Raw genomic sequence first — 17,794 nt, 5'->3', positions numbered from 1 at the left:
CTGGAGATTAATAGTTGCCGAGTATCGAACCTTTATTATATAAAAATATATATTTATGAGACGTAATCTGTTTTGGCTTTTTCTTTTTTCATCATCGTTGTTATGGGCAGATAATGTAACCGTGTCGAGAGCGGAGCAATTAGCCCGCACATTCTTCGGAAATCAAGAAACAACCCGTTCCGTTGAAACGAAATATGAATACATATGGAATGGTGAAAGCGCGCAAACGCGTGCTGATGCCATACCGGCCTTTCATGTTTTCAATCGTATTCCTCAAGGAGGATTTGTTATTATTGCCGGTGATGATGTGGCAGTTCCTGTATTGGCATACAGCAATACTGGAAAATTTGAGGTTGAAAACATGCCATCTAATTTACAAAACTGGATGACATACTATCGGGAAGAGATTAATTGGAGCAGAGCACAAAATAGGGTTCCGTCTGCATCAATAACAGCACTGTGGAACAGTTTGGAAAATGGATACTTATCAGACAATGCAGAAGATGAAGTGCTGTTGGAAACCGCTCTATGGAACCAAGGCACTCCTTATAACAAAATGTGTCCGCCGATAGATGGGATTATAGCTCCAACGGGTTGTGTAGCAACTGCATTGGCTATCGTCATGAAATATAACCGTTGGCCGGATAAAGGAAATGGCGCTACATTTTCATATACGACACGAACTTATGAAAGAACCGTTTCTGCAAATTATACGGCAACTTACGATTGGGACAATATGCCGGATATTTATGAAGAAGGTGTTTATACTTCGACGCAAGCCAATCAGGTGGCAAGGTTGATGTATCACTGTGGTGTACTTTCCCAGATGGATTATACGCCTAAAGAAAGTGGAGCTTTCACTTTGATAGCCGCCCGGGGAATGGTAGATTATATGAAGTATGATAAAAGTATGACTGTACTGGAAAAGGAATGGTACACAAGTAACGAGTGGGATGCTCTGTTAAAAGCGGAATTAAATACCGGCCGCCCTGTGATTTATGGTGGAAGTAATAGCCAACGTGAGGGGCATCAATTTGTTTTTGATGGTTACAAAGCCGACAGGTATCATGTAAATTGGGGATGGGGCGGTATAGCTAACGGGTATTATTTATTATCAACGCTGGAACCTGACCAACAAGGTATAGGAGGTAATTCCGGCGGAGGATTTTCTATCGGACAAAATGTAATAGTAGGTATAAAAAAAGCAGAAACCGGTTCAAGCTATCGTGATATGTTGGCCTTTTTTAAAGGAAGTTCAGGTGGAGTTACTTATAGCGGATTATCTACGACAGAAACAAAATTCTTACCTAATACTCAGTTTGATGTAATGGCTGCGTTTATAGCGAATTATGGTCTTCGCAATTTTGCCGGTACCATAGCTTTAGCATTGGTTGGCGAGAATGGGGATGTAAAAGAGTTTATATCCAGAGAACATGCCATTTCTAAATTGGAGGCAATGGATGGTAGTAGTGGAAGTATGCCCGGTAGCGGATATTCGCTCACCTGTACCATTACCAAAACCCCGGAAAGCGGTGATCGGATTTGGTTAATGTATCGTGCAAATGATGTTGAAACATGGAGTCAAGTGCAAGGAGGTCGGGATGTAACTACAGAAATTGTAGTAAAAGCAGGAGGAACAGGTCTGAAAAAAACGGAACAGAATAATATATCGAATGTTATCATCACAAATGATAATAACCGGATTTTTATAAAATCTCCTGTAACAATGACAATGTTGATGATCTATGATATGAAAGGACAATTACAAAAGGAAATCGAATGTCCGGAAAACGTAGAGTTCAATTTTTCATGCGAAGATTATGATTCCGGCATATATATACTAAAGGTAATTACTACCGAAGGAGTTAGTTCCGCTAAATTTATTAAGAATTGATTGCTGATTTAAGGAGGATATAAACGAATAACGTTTATAATATCTTACATAAAAGAAAGGGTAATTATCGCATTTCGATAGTTACTCTTTTTATTGTTCTGCTCATTTATAAAGTAAATTAATTAGTAACGGACATATTATTAGTGACTTAAAAGTATATCTTCAATACGACACAAATAAGATAAGTAATTTATAATCTACTATAATACAGGTGGTTATATTAAAAACAAAGTACTGTAATAGTAGAAATGACTAAAACAAAGTTTTACTACAAAATAGTTAACATTTTTATTTTCAGCAAGTTATATTCTTTTCAATATTCTTTTATTAGTTCTTCTTGCTTTTGTATCTATATGTATATCAGTACAATAACATACTGATAGTTCTGCAAAGACTTTGCAAATTTCTTACATCGGAATGCAGACACAGGAAGTGGCGATCAAACCGACTGTAAAGGTGATATTAAAGTCTGATTCACAAGTAATTGACGAAGTAATGGTAGTAGCTTACGGTACTGCCAAAAAATCTTCATTCACAGGTTCTGCCGGTACTGTGAAAAAAGACAAGATCGAAAAGATGCAAGTTTCCAACCTTTCTAAAGCATTAGAAGGCGCTGTAGCTGGCGTACAGACCACTTCATCTTCGGGTCAGCCCGGATCTTCATCTTCAATTTATGTACGTGGAGTAGGCTCCATATCAGCATCCAAGGCCCCGCTTATCGTAGTAGACGGTGTTCCTTATGAAGGCTCTCTAAACTCCATAAATAATCAGGATATCGAGTCCATGACTGTATTGAAAGATGCAGCAGCAAACTCTATGTATGGTGCTCGTGGTGCCAACGGAGTTATCATTGTCACAACAAAAAAAGGTAATTCTGGTAAAACAAAAATATCATTAGAAGCTAAATGGGGTATTAATTCAAGAGCCGTAAAACCATATAACACTATCAGGGATGAAGGTGAGTATTATGAGATGTTTTGGGAAGCTATCAAGCATGAAGCAATGTACGGAACCTTAGGATTAGAGCCACTCCAAGCTGGTATCTACGCATCAAAAACTCTTATAGATCGTTTAGGATACAATAGTTATAATGTAGCCAATGATATGTTAATAGATCCGGTGACAGGACGTTTGAATCCAAGTGCCCAACTACTATATCATGACGACTGGCAGAAAGATCCATTCAAAAATGGCTTACGCCAAGAGTACAATCTATCACTTAGCGGAGGTAATGAGAAAACAACATTCTTTGCTTCATTAAACTATTTGGATGACGAATCATATCTTCGTAATTCCGATTTCAGACGTTATTCAGGACGTATCAACTTAGACCATCAGGCTAACGACTGGTTAAAAACAGGATTTAATGTAGCTTATGGTCAAACATCAACGAATGCAACTATTGCAAGCTCATACGCTTCAAGCATGTTTTCTTTTGCACAAGGTATTGCACCTATTTATCCGATCTGGGAACGTGATGCGCAGGGAAATATCATGACCAACCCAACGACGGGAGAAAACCTGTTAGACTGGGGTGACGGAGATCGTAAAAGACCGTACAATACAGGTACAAACCCGTATAATACGATGATAAACGATATTCGTGAAACAACTGTAGACAATTTAAGCGCACGTGTATATGGCGAGGTTAAATTCCTCAAAGATTTCAAATTCACAGCCAATTTGAGTATTGATAATTTCACTACTAATAAAATTGTATTCCAAACACCGATTGCAGGTGATGCAAAAGATGTAAACGGACGTTCCACAAAAGAATCTCAAAGATATTTTGTACTCAATACCAATCAATTATTGTCTTGGATTCATAGATTTAACAGCCACAATGTAGACGTGTTGCTGGGACATGAAGTTAAAGCAGATAACGTAAATTATCTTGGAGCCAGAAAAGAACAATTTTATATGCCCGGAAATCCGGAGTTAAACAACGGTGCGGATATAAAATCAGCCTCTTCATATAAAAACGATTATCGTCTGGAAGGTTTCTTCGGTCGCGTTCAATATGACTATAATGATAAATATTATCTAAGTGGAAGTTACCGCCGTGATGGTTCTTCTAAATTTCATCCGGACAATCGTTGGGGAAACTTCTGGTCAGCCGGCGCCTCTTGGAGAATGAAAGAAGAGAGTTGGTTGGCAGATGTGGATTTCCTGACAGATCTGAAATTAAAAGCAAGTTATGGTACACAAGGAAATGATAATATCGGTAATAATACGCCTTATATGGATCAATACGAAGTTGTTGCACAAGATGGAAAACCTGGTGGTGTAAAAGTATGGAGAGGAAATAAAGAAATCACTTGGGAAAAGAGTAACATCTTTAATATCGGCGCAGAATTCGGCTTTTTAGATCGCATTACAGGAAGCGTGGAATTCTTCATCAAAAAAACGACCGATTTGCTTTACGGCAAACCGCTTGCTCCATCAGAAGGTTCTCCTAATGTATTATGGGTGAATGATATGGACATGAAAAACACCGGTGTCGAAGTAGAACTGAATGCTAATATTATCAAGTCAAATAATATAAAATGGGACGTTAACTTAAATCTTACTCATTATAAAAATGAAATTACTAAGTTAGCAACCGGCAAGGATCCCAATGGATATGCAACAGGAAATATCTGGAGAAAAAAAGGAGGTACAATCTATGACTGGTACATGTACAAATATGCAGGTGTGGATTCTAACACAGGTGAAGCATTGTACTATCGTGATGTAACAGACAAAGATGGGAATGTAAGCACTACAACAACAGCCAACCCTAATGATGCAACACGTTACGAAACCGGCAAATCGTCCCTACCCGATGTATACGGCGGTCTATCAACTTCTTTAACAGCCTATGGATTTGACTTGAATATCAACACAGCTTTCTCTATCGGAGGTTATGTATATGATAGCGGCTACTCTTCATTGATGGGCGGTGGACAAGAAGGTTCAAACTGGTCAACTGACATCTTTGGAAGATGGACTCCGGAAAATCCACAAGCAACTGTTCCAAGAGTACAATTGAGTACTCAGAATCTTTCGGCTATGTCCGACCGATTCTTGACAAGAGGTGATTATTTCAATATCAAAAATATATCATTAGGATATAGTTTCCCAAAAATGTATACACAAAAATTGGGAATCGAATCATTAAGACTTTTTGCTGTAGCTGATAACGTTTGGCTTTTATCAAAACGTACAGGGCTTGATCCCAGACAGAATCTGGACGGTACTATTGATTACGGAGTTTATGCAGCAATCCGTACTGTATCTTTTGGCTTCAACATTAACTTTTAAATAAATGCAGGATATGAAGATTATAAAATCATTAATAATAGCCTTATTCGCTGCCACAGTTGTATCTTGTGGAGAGGACTACCTAACAACTAATCCGACGGATGTAGCAACCGGAGATGCAATGAATGAACTGGCGAAAAATAATCCGGATAAATTAGTAACCATAGTAGAACCCTTACTAAAAGGATTATATGCAGACTTTCAAACCAAATCGGGTACAGACGGACAATATCAACATTGTGATTATGGTTTTCAAAGTTTCTTTTTGATGAGCGATATCATGAGCGACGATATGGCTCTGCACGTAAACGGATGGTTTAAATTCGATCACTTGTTCGATTATCGCGACGAACCTTATGTGCGCACATTCGGATATTGGAATTTCTTTTATACGATGGTTAATAATGCCAACGCGATAATTGAAAAAATTCCGGATGAAAGCCTTGATGCGGAATTACATGCGATTAAAGGACAAGCGTTGACATTCAGAGCCTTATCATACAGTTATTTGATTCAGATGTATCAACAGACTTACAAAGGTAATGAAAATCAACCGGGTGTACCCTTGATCATCACTACATCCGAAGGGGAAAGCCGTAGAGGTCGTGTCCCTGTGGCAGACGTGTACGATCAAATAGAGAAAGACTATCTGAAAGCCATCAATTTCTTGGATGGATGGGATAGAGGTACAGATAAAGGAAGGATTGATAAAAGTGTGGCACAAGGTCTACTTTCGCGTACATATTTAGTAATGAATGAATGGCAAAAAGCAATTGATATGGCAAAAGCTGCCAGAAGTGGGTATTCTTTGATGAATACAACTGAAATTGCCACCGACGGTTTTAATGAAATTAATAACAAAGAATGGATGTGGGGAATGGATGTAACAACAGCAAATGACAATATTTTGGGATTTGCATCATTCTCTTCATGGATTTGCACTACTGGTATAGGCTACGGTGGCAAAAGTGGTTATTATATAAAGATGGATGCAAAACTGTATAGTAACTTCTCTTCGACAGATGCCCGTCTGGCTCAATTCGTTAGTCCCGAAGACGCAACGGCAGTATATCCTCCTTATACTAACTTGAAATTTAAATATGCTGCCAGTTGGATGGCCGATAATGTATTTATGCGCGTGTCCGAAATGTATCTTACAGAAGCAGAAGCTCTCGCGCACTTGAATAAAGGAACAGAAGCCGCCATTGTATTGAAAGACTTAATGGTAAACCGTGACCCGTCATGGAATAAAGCATCTGTCACAGTAGACGATGTATATACCCAAAGACGCCTGGAACTTTGGGGCGAAGGCTTTGCGCTATATGACCATTTACGCTTGAAAAAAGGAGTGGACCGTACTTATGCAGGATCTAACTATTTTGATGCAGCCAAGTTAAAAATAGAAGCCGGCGATTGGAAATTCTTATACCAGATTCCATTAAGAGAAATTCAAGAGAACGAATCTATCTCAGAAGCCGATCAAAATCCTTAAATAAGGAAAAATGAGAAAATTGTATAATGATAAAAACAAGATTATGAAAAATAAGATATATAATATATTCTTTTCCTTTGCTTGTGTCTCTATTTTGTTTGCTGCATGTAGCGAAGAAAAGAAAGAAGACTATAATCCGGTTTTCGACTCCAGTAAATTGGCAATAGTTGAAACGGGTGAAGCATTAGGTAACTATGGCACAGCACTAAAGCTGAGTATGAAAACAACGAGTAACAATGCACTGGATACCGTCATACAGCAAGGTATAGTACTGGCCACCTCACAAGATCAGTTAGATTTAATTCATGGAGTAGTTTATCCATCGAATTCACGCAAAGTAGGAGAAACAAACGTGGTAACTATAAAAGAACTGGAAGCACAAAAAGAATACTATTATTGTGCATATGCACAGAACCGTGAAGGGGTAGCTTTTGGAGAAGCTAAGAAACTGACAACAGATAAGGCTTGGGATAGAGCCCCGGTTGTATATGAAAACTTTAGTACTACCAGCTTCCTCCAAAATTTGGCATTTATAAATCTCGGTGCCGATGATGGTTTTCAAGCCGGAAACGTAAGTTCTTGGGAGTTGGGATTAGTTAATGACGCATCTTTTGCAATGCTTCTTTGGTCAATAGATGGCAATACTGGCGCTCTCTTAGCTGCTGATGACTTGATAGAATGTACTGCCGATTTTACAGACGGTGTATTTCCGGAATTTACGTTTTTACCCTATTCGTACGGAGCAATGCCGGTTCAAACGAGTGATATCTATTTTGACTCTTTTGAAATTATCGCATCCGAATCACCTATCGAAACAAAAGAGCAGGCCGATGCAGCTAAAATTTATTATAAAGCTACTCTAAATAAAGATACTGTAAACAAAATGCACACTGTGGACTTATCTGATTTCGAGAATAAAGTATGTTATATCTATATCAGGCATAAAGCTGAAAAAACGGGTTATGCTCTTATGATTTCACATGTAGAAGCCAATGCGTTATTCGCACCGATAGAATAACAATAGTAGAGCTATTCAAATTTAATAATAGGGCAGGCAAAGAGGCCTGCCTTATTTTATTTCCCTAAATCGCAAAACACACCTATTTATTATGAAGAATTTCCGTAATATATTAAATTGGGTTCTTATCTGTTTCCTCATCACACAGGTAGGAAATATCTGGGCAATACCTGCTGATCCGACGCCTTTTAAGCTACAACAACCGGACGGAAAAGAATTTCATGCAAAATTGCATGGAGATGAATTCTTACATTTTATAACAACAACAGATGGATATACAATTATAAAATCTCCAGATGGTTTTTACAAATATGCAGTACAAAATCATGATGAAAATATCCTTCCCGGAAAATATACAGCGAAAGATCCGGCTGAACGTAGCAATGATGAAGTTCTCTTCTTAAATTCCGTCAAACGGTATTTACACTCCAGGCAATCAAAGCCCAAGCTCAGCCATTCTCTGGCAAATTCTTTGATAAGAGAGAACAGTTTAAAACGAATTTCTTCAACACAATTTAAAGGAATTATTATTCTGGCTCAATTTACCGACCGCTCATTCTTGCCCAATAATTCAAGAGAATTATTCGATGCGACCATCAATCAACCCAATTATCGAGAAGATGATTTTACCGGTAGCGTAAGAGATTACTTCTATGATACTTCAAGAGGAATATTCGAACCGCAGTTTGATATTGTGGGTCCTGTAACCTTAGACTATAAACAAACAGATGCATTGGGATCAGACAATGGACAGGCTTTAGTTCGTGATGCTTGCATAAAAGCAGACCAATTTGTAGATTTCTCTAATTATGATTTAAATGATGATGGAGAAGTGGATATGATATATGTAATTTTTGCAGGAGGAGGATCTCATGCAGGAAATAATGCTGATTTCATTTGGCCTCATGCTTATGCTTTAAATTACAGTCGTGTAAAATTGGACGGAGTTTATTGTAATCGCTATGCATGCTCTACAGAACTGGCCGGAAGAGAGAATAATAAGATCAGAGACGGTATAGGCACTATCTGTCATGAGTTTAGCCACGTATTAGGGTTACCGGATTTTTACGATACCGACTATGAAGAAAATGGTTCTGCACCGCATCCGGGCGATTGGTCTTTAATGGCAAGCGGAGGATATCTGAATAATGGAAGAACCCCCTGTAGCTACTCTGCTTTCGAACGTTATGCCATTGGTTGGGCATCGCCTGAATTAATAAAAGAATCGGGAAATTATACTTTACCTCCATTGACTACCTCTAATGAAAGTTTCCGCATAAATTCAGCAGTACCCAAAGAGTTTTTTATTCTGGAAAACAGAATTCAGGAGGGATGGGACAAATACTTGCCAGGAAAAGGTATGTTGGTTTTTCGAGTAGATTCAACTAATCCGAATGTATGGATACAGAATACCATTAACAATAACCCCAATCACGTATATTATGAACTTATAAGAGCCAATAATTCATTGGCAGATGGAGGAGGGAACACTTTTCCCGGAACAACTCAGCGTGAATCATTGACAGATGACACAACCCCTTCCTTAAGAAGCTGGACCGGTACTCCTACGGAAACCTCCCTTTTGAATATTAAAGAAGAAAATAATATAATATCTTTCACTGTCAACAAAACCTCATACAATCGATTGGTAGAAACTTTTGAAAGTATCTCCAAACCTAACTGGAATCAAGAAAACGTAAGCGGAATACTGGGCAGTTGGAACTTCTCAAATGCAATAACTTACGCCACTACAGAAACCAATATGGGAAACGGATTACGGGTAGCTTCTATCAAAAGAGGAAAAATAGAAATGGAATTCAATACTCTTGAAGATATAAAATCCGTTAGCCTCATTGCCGGGAAAAAGACAGCCACTTCCCCCCCGCAAACAATTAAAATAGAGATATCCAAAGACAATGGCAGCAATTGGGTAACATATGGATCAACTATTACCCTGACAGAGAATAAAATGAATACCTATATCATAGATGAAGAAATCACGGCACCTGTCAGATTCAGAATTGTAAACATTGGTACTTCAGAAGCTTTGGTAGATGATTTTACAATAACCGAAAAACGAACATCTACAACGATCACTCGCCAACAAGAAGATTCCATAAAATTCTATACTTCAGAAAGAAACCTCTATGTACAGAGTGATAAAGACAAGCAATTGGTTGAAATCTTCAGTATTGAAGGACGACAAATTTTGAGTATACTCTGTGATAAAGGCTGGAACGAGATTCCAATAAAATCTCCCGGAATATATATAATAAAAATAGATAATCATATTTCTAAACTGATATGTAATTAGATATAAAACGCTGTCTCAAAGTAAAAAAGATAAGACAGCCCTTATATTTTGTAAGTCATAGTATAAAAATCTCCCTGTTCTTGCCTTAATTCATTACAATACAAGACTAAAACAGGGAGATTTTCTCTTCTAAAGTTTCAATTTATAAACTTTTCAACTTTCAAATCCCATTTTGAGACAGTCTCTGAAGTTTTAACATGAACACTACCATATCGGAGGAAGTTAATTCCGCAAAAATTGATCACTTTTTAAATACAGCTTGTTTGAGATAAAATAACACATAAGCTACATCCGATTACAAAGTCTGTTTTATCACATCATCCCCTCTTTTAATATTCCTACCAAAATCGGTTTCAGACCGCTGACAAAACACTCTACGGCAATTACCATCAATATCAATCCCATTAAGCGCATCATCACATTATTACCAGTCTCTCCCAAAATCTTAACCAGACGAGTAGAAGCACGAAGAATAAGAAAAGTTATAAAGTAAATTAATGCAATCATCCCAATCAAAGTACTTTTCATCTCAATTGTATGGGCATCCTGCATTAATACAATAGCATTGGCAATCGCTCCCGGACCGCATAACATAGGAATAGCCAAAGGGGTAATTGAAATATCATCGGCATAGGTTTTAATTTCTTCATCTTTCAACTTCATAGGTGTATATCGAGCCTGCAACATATCAAAGCCAATCTTAAAAATAATAACTCCACCTGCTATACGAAACCCATTAGTGGATATTCCGAAGAACTTAAATAAGAATTGCCCGGCAAAGACAAAAACCATCAAAGTAATAAAAGAAACAATAGTAGCACGCTTAACCACGGATTGCCGCTCTTTGTCTGTCATTCCATGCGTCATCGTAAGAAACACAGGCATGGTACCCAATGGATTTGTCAATGTGAAAAAGGAAGTAAAACAAAGTAAAGCAAAAGGCAATATAGTATCCATAGCAGTGATAACTTTATACGTTATTTTTCACCGCAAAAGTACGACTTATTCACAAATACTACAATATTTGCATCAACTCTTTCAAGTCTTTCAAAAGATAAGTAGGTTTAAAAGGAAATTCGGTGCGACCGGACACATTATAAAAAGCATGATGCATCCCTACTCCATTGGCCCCTACCATATCAGCCTCCCAACTATCGCCTATCATCAATGAATCACGCAGTTCAGATTGAGTAGCCGAAAGAGCAAAATAAAACAATTGCGGAGCAGGTTTCAAAAGTCCGATATCATCCGAAAGAATTACTTTTTTAAAATAGTGATCTATTCCCGCAGAATGCATCTTACGGGACTGGAGTTCATGAAAACCGTTCGACAGAATAAAGAGATTATAACGGGAAACTAAATACTCAAGTACTTCTTTCGCGTGAGGCATCAGCCGGCTCTTGGTGGGAATAACGGAAAAGAAACCCTCCGAATATGCTACCGCCAAAGCAGAATCGCCAGCACCTACTGCCTCAAGAGGATACAGAAAGCGTTGGCGATTGAGTTCCTCTTTTGTGATCCGACCATTACCGTATTCTATCCAAAGTTCCGTATTTCGCTGTTGATAAAGCGAATAGAAATGTTCGAAAGAATCAAAGAAAGCACCCAGTCCGTACTTATCATACATTTCTTCAAATGTATCACGCGCATTCGCTGAAAATGCCCATAATGTATCGTCTAAATCAAAAAAGAGATTTTTATATTTCATTATTTAACCTGGATAACCAAATATTTCGACACACTCCAAAACTCTTTTGGATTTGTAATCTTCAAAGTAAGTTGTCCTTTGTCATCTTTCACTAATTCGTAAGAACCAGCCGGATGAGTAGTCAATAACTCTGCACGTTTTGAATACAATTTAATCTCTTTAGTTGTACGAATATCGATCTGAGTGAAATAGTCCTTATTGAAATCAGCATTCTTCAAGACATCTCCACTCTGAAGAATCTTTTGCGACTTCAATTCTGACTTCGTGCCAAATACGAACCAGGCAGCATTAATAGCCTTATCCTGTTCAGCCACGGTTCTGGCTTTTGCTTCATTTTCTGCTGCAAGAGACTCTTTATCAGCAGACAATCCGCTGACGGCAGCATCCAATTCCTGAATACGAATATTCTTAGATGCAAGTTCGGCTTGCAACTCTTCAATACGTTGTTGTTTGGTAACCAGTTCCTGAGTCAGAGATTCCACCGCTTTTTTCAACTGAGCAGAATTGTTCTTACTACTCTTCAACATAGCCTGCAACTTTGCAATCTGAGCTTTGTTCTCTTCCATTTGTTTGGTAATAAACTCAATATCAGAAGCAATTTGCTGTTTGGCTGATGCCGAATTCTCGGTTATTGTGCCACGCTGTAAGTCTACACGACTCTCAGCATCATTAATTTGACGGAAACCTTCTTGAATTTCATTAAATGTTCCCATCATTTCGTCCAACTCAGCATTACGCTGTGACAATTCTATCAATAAGGAGTCATTTTCAGCCTTAAGATCTTTGCTACCACCTTTAAAGCCATCACACGAAGCCAACATGGCTGCGCATACAATTAAAACTGCTAACTTTTTCATACGTTTACGTTTTACGTTTTTAAATGAAGTTATTTAATCGTCTATTCCTGTAATTACAATCACTATTTCTCCACGGGGTTCCGTTTCGGTAAAGTGTTCTATCAATTCACTTAAACTACCACGAATGGTTTCTTCATGAAGTTTAGATATCTCTCTGGATACGCTTGCCAAACGTTCTGCCCCAAAATATTCGGCAAACTGTGTCAAGGTTTTCAGCAAACGATGGGGAGATTCGTAAAACACCATCGTACGCCGTTCTTCTATCAAAGACTTGAGTTTCGTCATGCGCCCCTTCTTTTGAGGAAGAAATCCTTCGAAACAAAATTTCTCATTAGGCAATCCCGAAGCTACCAATGCAGGAACAAAAGCCGTTGCTCCCGGTAAGCATTGCACTTCAATACCATTGCGCACACACTCGCGTACCACCAAAAAGCCAGGATCCGAAATACCCGGTGTACCGGCATCCGAGATCAAAGCAACCGTTTCACCGGCCTTTATTCTATTAACAACGCTCTCCACCGTTTTATGTTCATTAAATTTATGGTGAGATTGCATTGCATTCTTTATTTCAAAGTGTTTCAGCAAAATTCCGGAAGTACGGGTATCTTCTGCCAAAATAAGATCAACCTCTTTCAAAATTCGGATAGCCCGAAAGGTCATATCTTCCAAATTCCCTACCGGTGTGGGCACTACATATAATTTTCCCATACGACTAATGGTATCAGATTAATTAAAATACTTTTTCAGAATCTCCATAAAGTCTGCCATAGCTTCATTTTCTTCATTGACATCTACTTTGGAGCCAAGAAAAGCAACAGCAGTTTCCAAGGAGCTCATCTCCGATATCTGCTCTATCACCCGATTCATCTGTTCATTATCACCATTAAACAATTCGCGTGAGAAACGAAAAGAATCATTCAAGCTAATCGAACGCCGTAAATCCGCGGCAGGCCTAATACGTTCACCCAAAATCGGGGTAGAAGGTATTTGCACCTTTTCATCTATCTGGATATTCACCGGGGATACAGGGTCCATTTCTGGCAAAACTTCTTCTTCAATATCCATCGGCACCTGCTTCTCCAGAATCTGTTCTTCCAACCGAACCGATTCCACTTTTTCTTCAAAAGACTTCTGTTCCGCATCCAGCTCTAACAACAATTGATCCAGCCGGGCACGCATTTGCAAGATACTCCGTTTCAATACCTCACGTAAGGCAGCATTCGGCTCACGCGAAAAAGCATCCATCAAATACTTCAACTCTTGAATATCCAGTTCTATATTGGTCAATAGTGCTTGCATACTATTCTTATTTTCCTTTTTGTAGATGCCACAAATGTAGAAATAAATAATGAAAAAACATCAGAAAGCGAACAAAAGTGTTATTTTTGCAACCAAATATAACACACTAAATCATGGTATTATTTTCAGAAGATCACATACAGGAAACCAGAAGAAGAGGAAGAATTGAAGTTATTTGCGGTTCCATGTTTTCAGGAAAAACAGAAGAACTGATCCGTCGTTTGAAACGTGCCAAATTTGCCCGTCAACGTGTAGAAATATTCAAGCCGGCTATCGATGTCCGTTACTCCGAAGCAGATGTAGTATCGCATGACAGTAACACAATATCCTCCACTCCTATTGATTCATCAGCCAGTATCTTATTATTCACTTCCGAAATAGATGTAGTAGGTATTGATGAAGCACAATTTTTCGACAGTAGTTTAATCGAAGTATGTAATCAACTGGCAAATAATGGTATAAGAGTGATTATAGCCGGCTTAGATATGGATTTTAAAGGTAATCCATTTGGTCCGATGCCGGGTTTATGTGCCATAGCCGATGAAGTATCAAAAGTGCATGCGATTTGTGTGAAGTGTGGGCAACTTGCTTCTTTTTCCCATCGAACAGTAAAAAATGACAAACAAGTGCTATTGGGAGAAACTGCAGAATACGAACCACTATGCCGGGAATGCTATTTACGGGCATTGGAAGAAGATAAAGAAAAAGGATAAAAACATCTATAAATATGGAAAGAAAGAAAATAACATTCGACAGTTTTATACGTGGTACTATTTGTTGTGTCCTTATAATCGGACTATTAATGCTGGTCGAAAGGCTCAGCGGAGTGTTATTACCTTTCTTTTTGGCATGGCTTATCGCCTATATGATTTATCCGTTAGTTAAATTGTTCCAATATAAACTACGTTTCAAAAGTCGGGTACTTTCCATTTTTTGCGCATTAATATCCATTACCATAATAGGAATCACTGCCTTTTATTTCTTAGTACCACCAATGTTAGAAGAGTTCGGGAAAGTAAAAGACCTCTTGGTGCTGTACTTCACTAATGGCATATCCCACAATTCCAATGTGCCCCAAAGTCTTTCAGATTTTATTCATGAAAACATAGACATGAATACACTGAACCGCATCTTAAGTGAAGAGAATATAATTAACACGATAAAAAATACAGTACCTAAACTATGGATGTTATTATCCGAATCTATAAACTTCCTATTCAGCATTTTAGCATCTTTCATCATTTTATTATATGTCTTTTTCATATTACTGGATTACGAAGCAATAGCAGAAGGATGGATTCATTTATTACCCGCCAAATATCGTACTTTCACAACCAATCTCGTTAAAGATGTGCAAAACGGCATGAATACTTATTTTCGTGGACAAGCACTTGTAGCCCTTTGTGTCGGCATATTATTCAGCATCGGCTTTCTCATTATAGACTTTCCAATGGCCATCGGCTTAGGGCTTTTCATCGGTGCTTTGAATATGGTTCCCTATCTTCAGATCATCGGTTTTCTTCCTACTATCTTGTTGGCTATCCTCAAAGCTGCCGATACGGGACAAAACTTCTGGATTATCATTGCTTCTGCTTTAGCCGTCTTTGCCGTCGTCCAAATCATCCAAGATACGATAATCGTTCCTAAAATCATGGGAAAAATAACCGGTCTGAATCCTGCTATCATCCTCCTATCCCTTTCGGTCTGGGGCTCACTTATGGGAGTATTAGGTATGATTATAGCACTTCCATTAACAACACTGATGCTGTCATACTATCAACGTTTCATTATTAATAGAGAAAAGATAAGCGATTCTGAAACAAAATCCACTGATGATCAATACGATTAGAAAGAAAGCATAAAATAATACGATTTTTTTTACTCACTTTACTTGCAAATAAAAAAAAAGTCACTACCTTTGCACCCGCAATCAGGAAATAACTGATTTGCAATAAGGATTGATTCGCTAGCTCAGCAGGTAGAGCACAACACTTTTAATGTTGGGGTCCTGGGTTCGAGCCCCAGGCGGATCACTGAAAACAAAAGAAAAATCAAGCAAATCCCTGATAATCAGACATTATCAGGGATTTCTTTTTTCCGGCAGGTGGCAGAAAACAGCCGTTTCAAGCATATTATTGGTGGATAAATCGTGGGACTAAAATTTAGTTCAAAAAAGTCCCACGAATTCGCATCTTTCTCACTGATTCATAGCATTTTGCATAGACTTACTTTGGAAGAGAATACATAGTTTTGTAACTTTAAAAACGATGTAAAAATGGCTCGAAAATCATTTTCTGTATTGTTCTTCATCAAGAAAGGCAAATTATTAAAGAACGGAGAAGCACCCGTGTGCATGAGAATCACCGTAAACGGCTGCATGGTAGATATTTCTATCAAAAGAAGCTGTCCCGTAAATCTATGGAATCAGGCAAAAGAAAATTCAAAAGGCAAAGACCGTATGTCGGTGGAACTGAACCACTACTTAGAAATCACACGCTCGCACGTACACCAAATTTATAGAGAACTGGAAACTTCCGGCAAGGTTATCACTGTTGATCTTGTGAGAAAGTTGTTTTATGGTGTGGATGAAGATAACAAAACGCTATTGCAGGTATTCAAGGAGCATAACGAACAAAGCCGTAAGCTGATCGGCAAAGACTTCGTTAGTAAGACCGTTCAACGGTATGAAACCACTACCCGATATTTAGAGGAATTTATTAAGAAAGAATATCAGCTATCGGATATTGCTCTGAACAACTTGGAAGCCAACTTCATTTCTAAGTTCGATGCTTTCTTGAAGATTGAAAAAGGTTGTGCGCAGAACTCTGCTATCACCCGACTAAAGAACTTGAAGAAGATTATCCGCATTGCTTTAGAAAACGACTGGATAAAGAAAGATCCCTTTGCTTACTACCGTTTCAAACTGGAAGAAACTGATCCTGAATTTCTGACAATGGACGAGATTAAAATTATTCTCGCCAAAGAGTTCACCATTAAGCGAGTAGAACAGGTACGGGACGTTTTCATTTTTTGCGTTTTTACTGGTTTGGCGTTCAGCGATGTGAAAGACTTATCACCTGAACACTTGGTAAAAGACAATAAAGGGGAACTTTGGATAAGGAAGAACCGCCAAAAGACTAAAATCATGTGTAACATTCCTGTGCTACCTGTGGCAGTTTCAATACTTGAAAAGTATAAAAATGTGGCAGAATGCACTGGGATACTAGCATAACAAAACACTATGCAAGGGTATTGGATCAGAATATTTTCAAGGATATGCAAAAAGTAAATAGCTGTTTATCAGAATTAACTATATAATAAAGGTAATAGGCAATATAGAAAAAGGATTGGGAAGAATGAATTTCATTTTCTCAACCTTTTTCTTTTAAGGTAAGTTTTCCAAAACTTCAATATGAAGCATTGACAAAGGTAAGTTCCGCATTTAGCCTGTTCAAGTCCGAGCCTTCGGTTTGAATAAAAACCTTCCTCTCCATTTCATTCCGAGCGTATTTTTATCCAAAGACTTGCACAGACTAAATACTTCACTGGAAAAGTCAATGATTCAAATTAAATTCCGAAAAACAATGTTTTTGGCTTGACAGGTTACTCTTTCCAACTTTCAAAGTAGTGCTTTTGGAGCAGTTTATCAATATCACTCTGACGGTAGATGATTTTACCTTTTATCTGGATAAAGGGGATTAGACCTGTATCTCGCCATTCTTGCAGGGTTCGCAAACTGACATTCAGTTTCTTGGAAACTTCATGGTTGGAAAGAAAGCGCTCCCCATTCAGATGGGGCTTGTAATGCTTTACAATGGATTTAATACCGTTCAGCATCGAATCAAGCGAAGAAATAAATTCTTTGACTTGCGGAGTATCTTTATTTATTAGTTCCATGATTGAAAGATT

13 protein-coding genes, 1 tRNA gene and 1 pseudogene are annotated in these 17,794 nt (G+C 38.1%); 9 read left to right on the top strand and 6 right to left on the bottom strand.

Going from position 1 to position 17,794, the window contains the following annotated elements; genetic code table 11:
• Nucleotides 1-55 precede the first annotated feature (55 nt).
• The 5 genes from RB604_RS07560 to RB604_RS07540 all read left to right on the top strand — a co-directional run bounded on the left by RB604_RS07560 (nt 56) and on the right by RB604_RS07540 (nt 10,021).
• Nucleotides 56-1,894 (top strand): C10 family peptidase, encoded by a 1,839-nt coding sequence (locus RB604_RS07560; protein ID WP_055293483.1) that lies wholly within the window; start codon nt 56-58, stop codon nt 1,892-1,894.
• A 396-nt stretch (nt 1,895-2,290) separates the two neighbouring features.
• On the top strand, nt 2,291-5,197 hold the full coding sequence (locus RB604_RS07555; protein WP_309009407.1) for a SusC/RagA family TonB-linked outer membrane protein: 2,907 nt from the start codon (nt 2,291-2,293) through the stop codon (nt 5,195-5,197).
• Between the two features lie 13 nt (nt 5,198-5,210).
• Nucleotides 5,211-6,689, top strand: a complete 1,479-nt coding sequence (locus RB604_RS07550) for a RagB/SusD family nutrient uptake outer membrane protein (protein ID WP_005926113.1) — start codon at nt 5,211-5,213, stop codon at nt 6,687-6,689.
• Between the two features lie 43 nt (nt 6,690-6,732).
• Nucleotides 6,733-7,707, top strand: coding sequence for a hypothetical protein (locus RB604_RS07545; RefSeq protein WP_005926116.1), 975 nt, complete (start codon nt 6,733-6,735; stop codon nt 7,705-7,707).
• Nucleotides 7,708-7,798: 91 nt separating this feature from the next.
• The gene (locus RB604_RS07540) at nt 7,799-10,021 is read left to right on the top strand and encodes a M6 family metalloprotease domain-containing protein (protein ID WP_055293475.1); all 2,223 of its coding nucleotides are present in this window, start codon (nt 7,799-7,801) and stop codon (nt 10,019-10,021) included.
• Nucleotides 10,022-10,333: 312 nt separating this feature from the next.
• Here RB604_RS07540 and RB604_RS07535 read toward each other — a convergent pair whose 3' ends face one another.
• From RB604_RS07535 to RB604_RS07515, 5 genes are read right to left on the bottom strand one after another with little or no spacing between them, the layout of a single operon-like run.
• The gene (locus RB604_RS07535) at nt 10,334-10,978 is read right to left on the bottom strand and encodes a MarC family protein (RefSeq protein ID WP_005926121.1); all 645 of its coding nucleotides are present in this window, start codon (nt 10,976-10,978) and stop codon (nt 10,334-10,336) included.
• 58 nt (nt 10,979-11,036) lie between these two features.
• Nucleotides 11,037-11,729, bottom strand: a complete 693-nt coding sequence (locus RB604_RS07530) for a YjjG family noncanonical pyrimidine nucleotidase (RefSeq protein ID WP_005926124.1) — start codon at nt 11,727-11,729, stop codon at nt 11,037-11,039.
• Nucleotides 11,729-12,586 (bottom strand): Cbp1 family collagen-binding glycoprotein adhesin, encoded by an 858-nt coding sequence (locus tag RB604_RS07525; RefSeq protein WP_005926127.1) that lies wholly within the window; start codon nt 12,584-12,586, stop codon nt 11,729-11,731. Before RB604_RS07525 ends, RB604_RS07530 begins: the two co-directional genes overlap by 1 nt.
• A 33-nt stretch (nt 12,587-12,619) precedes the next feature.
• Nucleotides 12,620-13,294: a 16S rRNA (cytidine(1402)-2'-O)-methyltransferase gene (rsmI, locus tag RB604_RS07520; RefSeq protein WP_005926130.1), complete on the bottom strand. Its 675-nt coding sequence runs from the start codon at nt 13,292-13,294 to the stop codon at nt 12,620-12,622.
• 18 nt (nt 13,295-13,312) lie between these two features.
• Nucleotides 13,313-13,885, bottom strand: a complete 573-nt coding sequence (locus tag RB604_RS07515; RefSeq protein ID WP_005926133.1) for a DUF8457 domain-containing protein — start codon at nt 13,883-13,885, stop codon at nt 13,313-13,315.
• Between the two features lie 113 nt (nt 13,886-13,998).
• Between RB604_RS07515 and RB604_RS07510 the strand changes: the two genes are divergently transcribed.
• The 4 genes and pseudogenes from RB604_RS07510 to RB604_RS07495 all read left to right on the top strand — a co-directional run bounded on the left by RB604_RS07510 (nt 13,999) and on the right by RB604_RS07495 (nt 17,203).
• Entirely contained in the window at nt 13,999-14,598 is a 600-nt protein-coding gene (locus tag RB604_RS07510; protein WP_007478794.1) for a thymidine kinase, read from the top strand.
• 14 nt (nt 14,599-14,612) lie between these two features.
• Nucleotides 14,613-15,734, top strand: a complete 1,122-nt coding sequence (locus RB604_RS07505; protein ID WP_007478795.1) for an AI-2E family transporter — start codon at nt 14,613-14,615, stop codon at nt 15,732-15,734.
• 111 nt (nt 15,735-15,845) lie between these two features.
• A tRNA-Lys gene (locus RB604_RS07500) sits at nt 15,846-15,918 on the top strand.
• 242 nt (nt 15,919-16,160) lie between these two features.
• Nucleotides 16,161-17,203 (top strand): annotated as a pseudogene (locus RB604_RS07495) (phage integrase SAM-like domain-containing protein).
• Nucleotides 17,204-17,488: 285 nt separating this feature from the next.
• On the opposite strand, the gene RB604_RS07490 reads toward RB604_RS07495, so the two are convergent.
• Nucleotides 17,489-17,782, bottom strand: coding sequence for a helix-turn-helix domain-containing protein (locus tag RB604_RS07490; protein WP_011202095.1), 294 nt, complete (start codon nt 17,780-17,782; stop codon nt 17,489-17,491).
• Nucleotides 17,783-17,794 lie beyond the last annotated feature (12 nt).

Origin of the sequence: Bacteroides salyersiae, from assembly GCF_031172035.1 — a bacterium.
GTDB classification, from domain to species: Bacteria; Bacteroidota; Bacteroidia; order Bacteroidales; family Bacteroidaceae; genus Bacteroides; species Bacteroides salyersiae.
The sequence above is the reverse complement of the archived record's forward strand: the minus strand, read 5'-3'. Positions and strand labels throughout refer to the sequence as shown.

Excerpts from the sequence above, each read along its gene's own strand:
- RB604_RS07530 (WP_005926124.1), bottom strand. The coding sequence starts at position 11,729 with ATGAAATATAAAAATCTCTTTTTTGATTTAGACGATACATTATGGGCA.
- rsmI (WP_005926130.1), bottom strand. The coding sequence starts at position 13,294 with ATGGGAAAATTATATGTAGTGCCCACACCGGTAGGGAATTTGGAAGAT.
- RB604_RS07490 (WP_011202095.1), bottom strand. The coding sequence starts at position 17,782 with ATGGAACTAATAAATAAAGATACTCCGCAAGTCAAAGAATTTATTTCT.
- RB604_RS07510 (WP_007478794.1), top strand. The coding sequence starts at position 13,999 with ATGGTATTATTTTCAGAAGATCACATACAGGAAACCAGAAGAAGAGGA.
- RB604_RS07515 (WP_005926133.1), bottom strand. The coding sequence starts at position 13,885 with ATGCAAGCACTATTGACCAATATAGAACTGGATATTCAAGAGTTGAAG.
- RB604_RS07540 (WP_055293475.1), top strand. The coding sequence starts at position 7,799 with ATGAAGAATTTCCGTAATATATTAAATTGGGTTCTTATCTGTTTCCTC.
- RB604_RS07535 (WP_005926121.1), bottom strand. The coding sequence starts at position 10,978 with ATGGATACTATATTGCCTTTTGCTTTACTTTGTTTTACTTCCTTTTTC.
- RB604_RS07560 (WP_055293483.1), top strand. The coding sequence starts at position 56 with ATGAGACGTAATCTGTTTTGGCTTTTTCTTTTTTCATCATCGTTGTTA.
- RB604_RS07505 (WP_007478795.1), top strand. The coding sequence starts at position 14,613 with ATGGAAAGAAAGAAAATAACATTCGACAGTTTTATACGTGGTACTATT.
- RB604_RS07545 (WP_005926116.1), top strand. The coding sequence starts at position 6,733 with ATGAAAAATAAGATATATAATATATTCTTTTCCTTTGCTTGTGTCTCT.
- RB604_RS07550 (WP_005926113.1), top strand. The coding sequence starts at position 5,211 with ATGAAGATTATAAAATCATTAATAATAGCCTTATTCGCTGCCACAGTT.
- RB604_RS07525 (WP_005926127.1), bottom strand. The coding sequence starts at position 12,586 with ATGAAAAAGTTAGCAGTTTTAATTGTATGCGCAGCCATGTTGGCTTCG.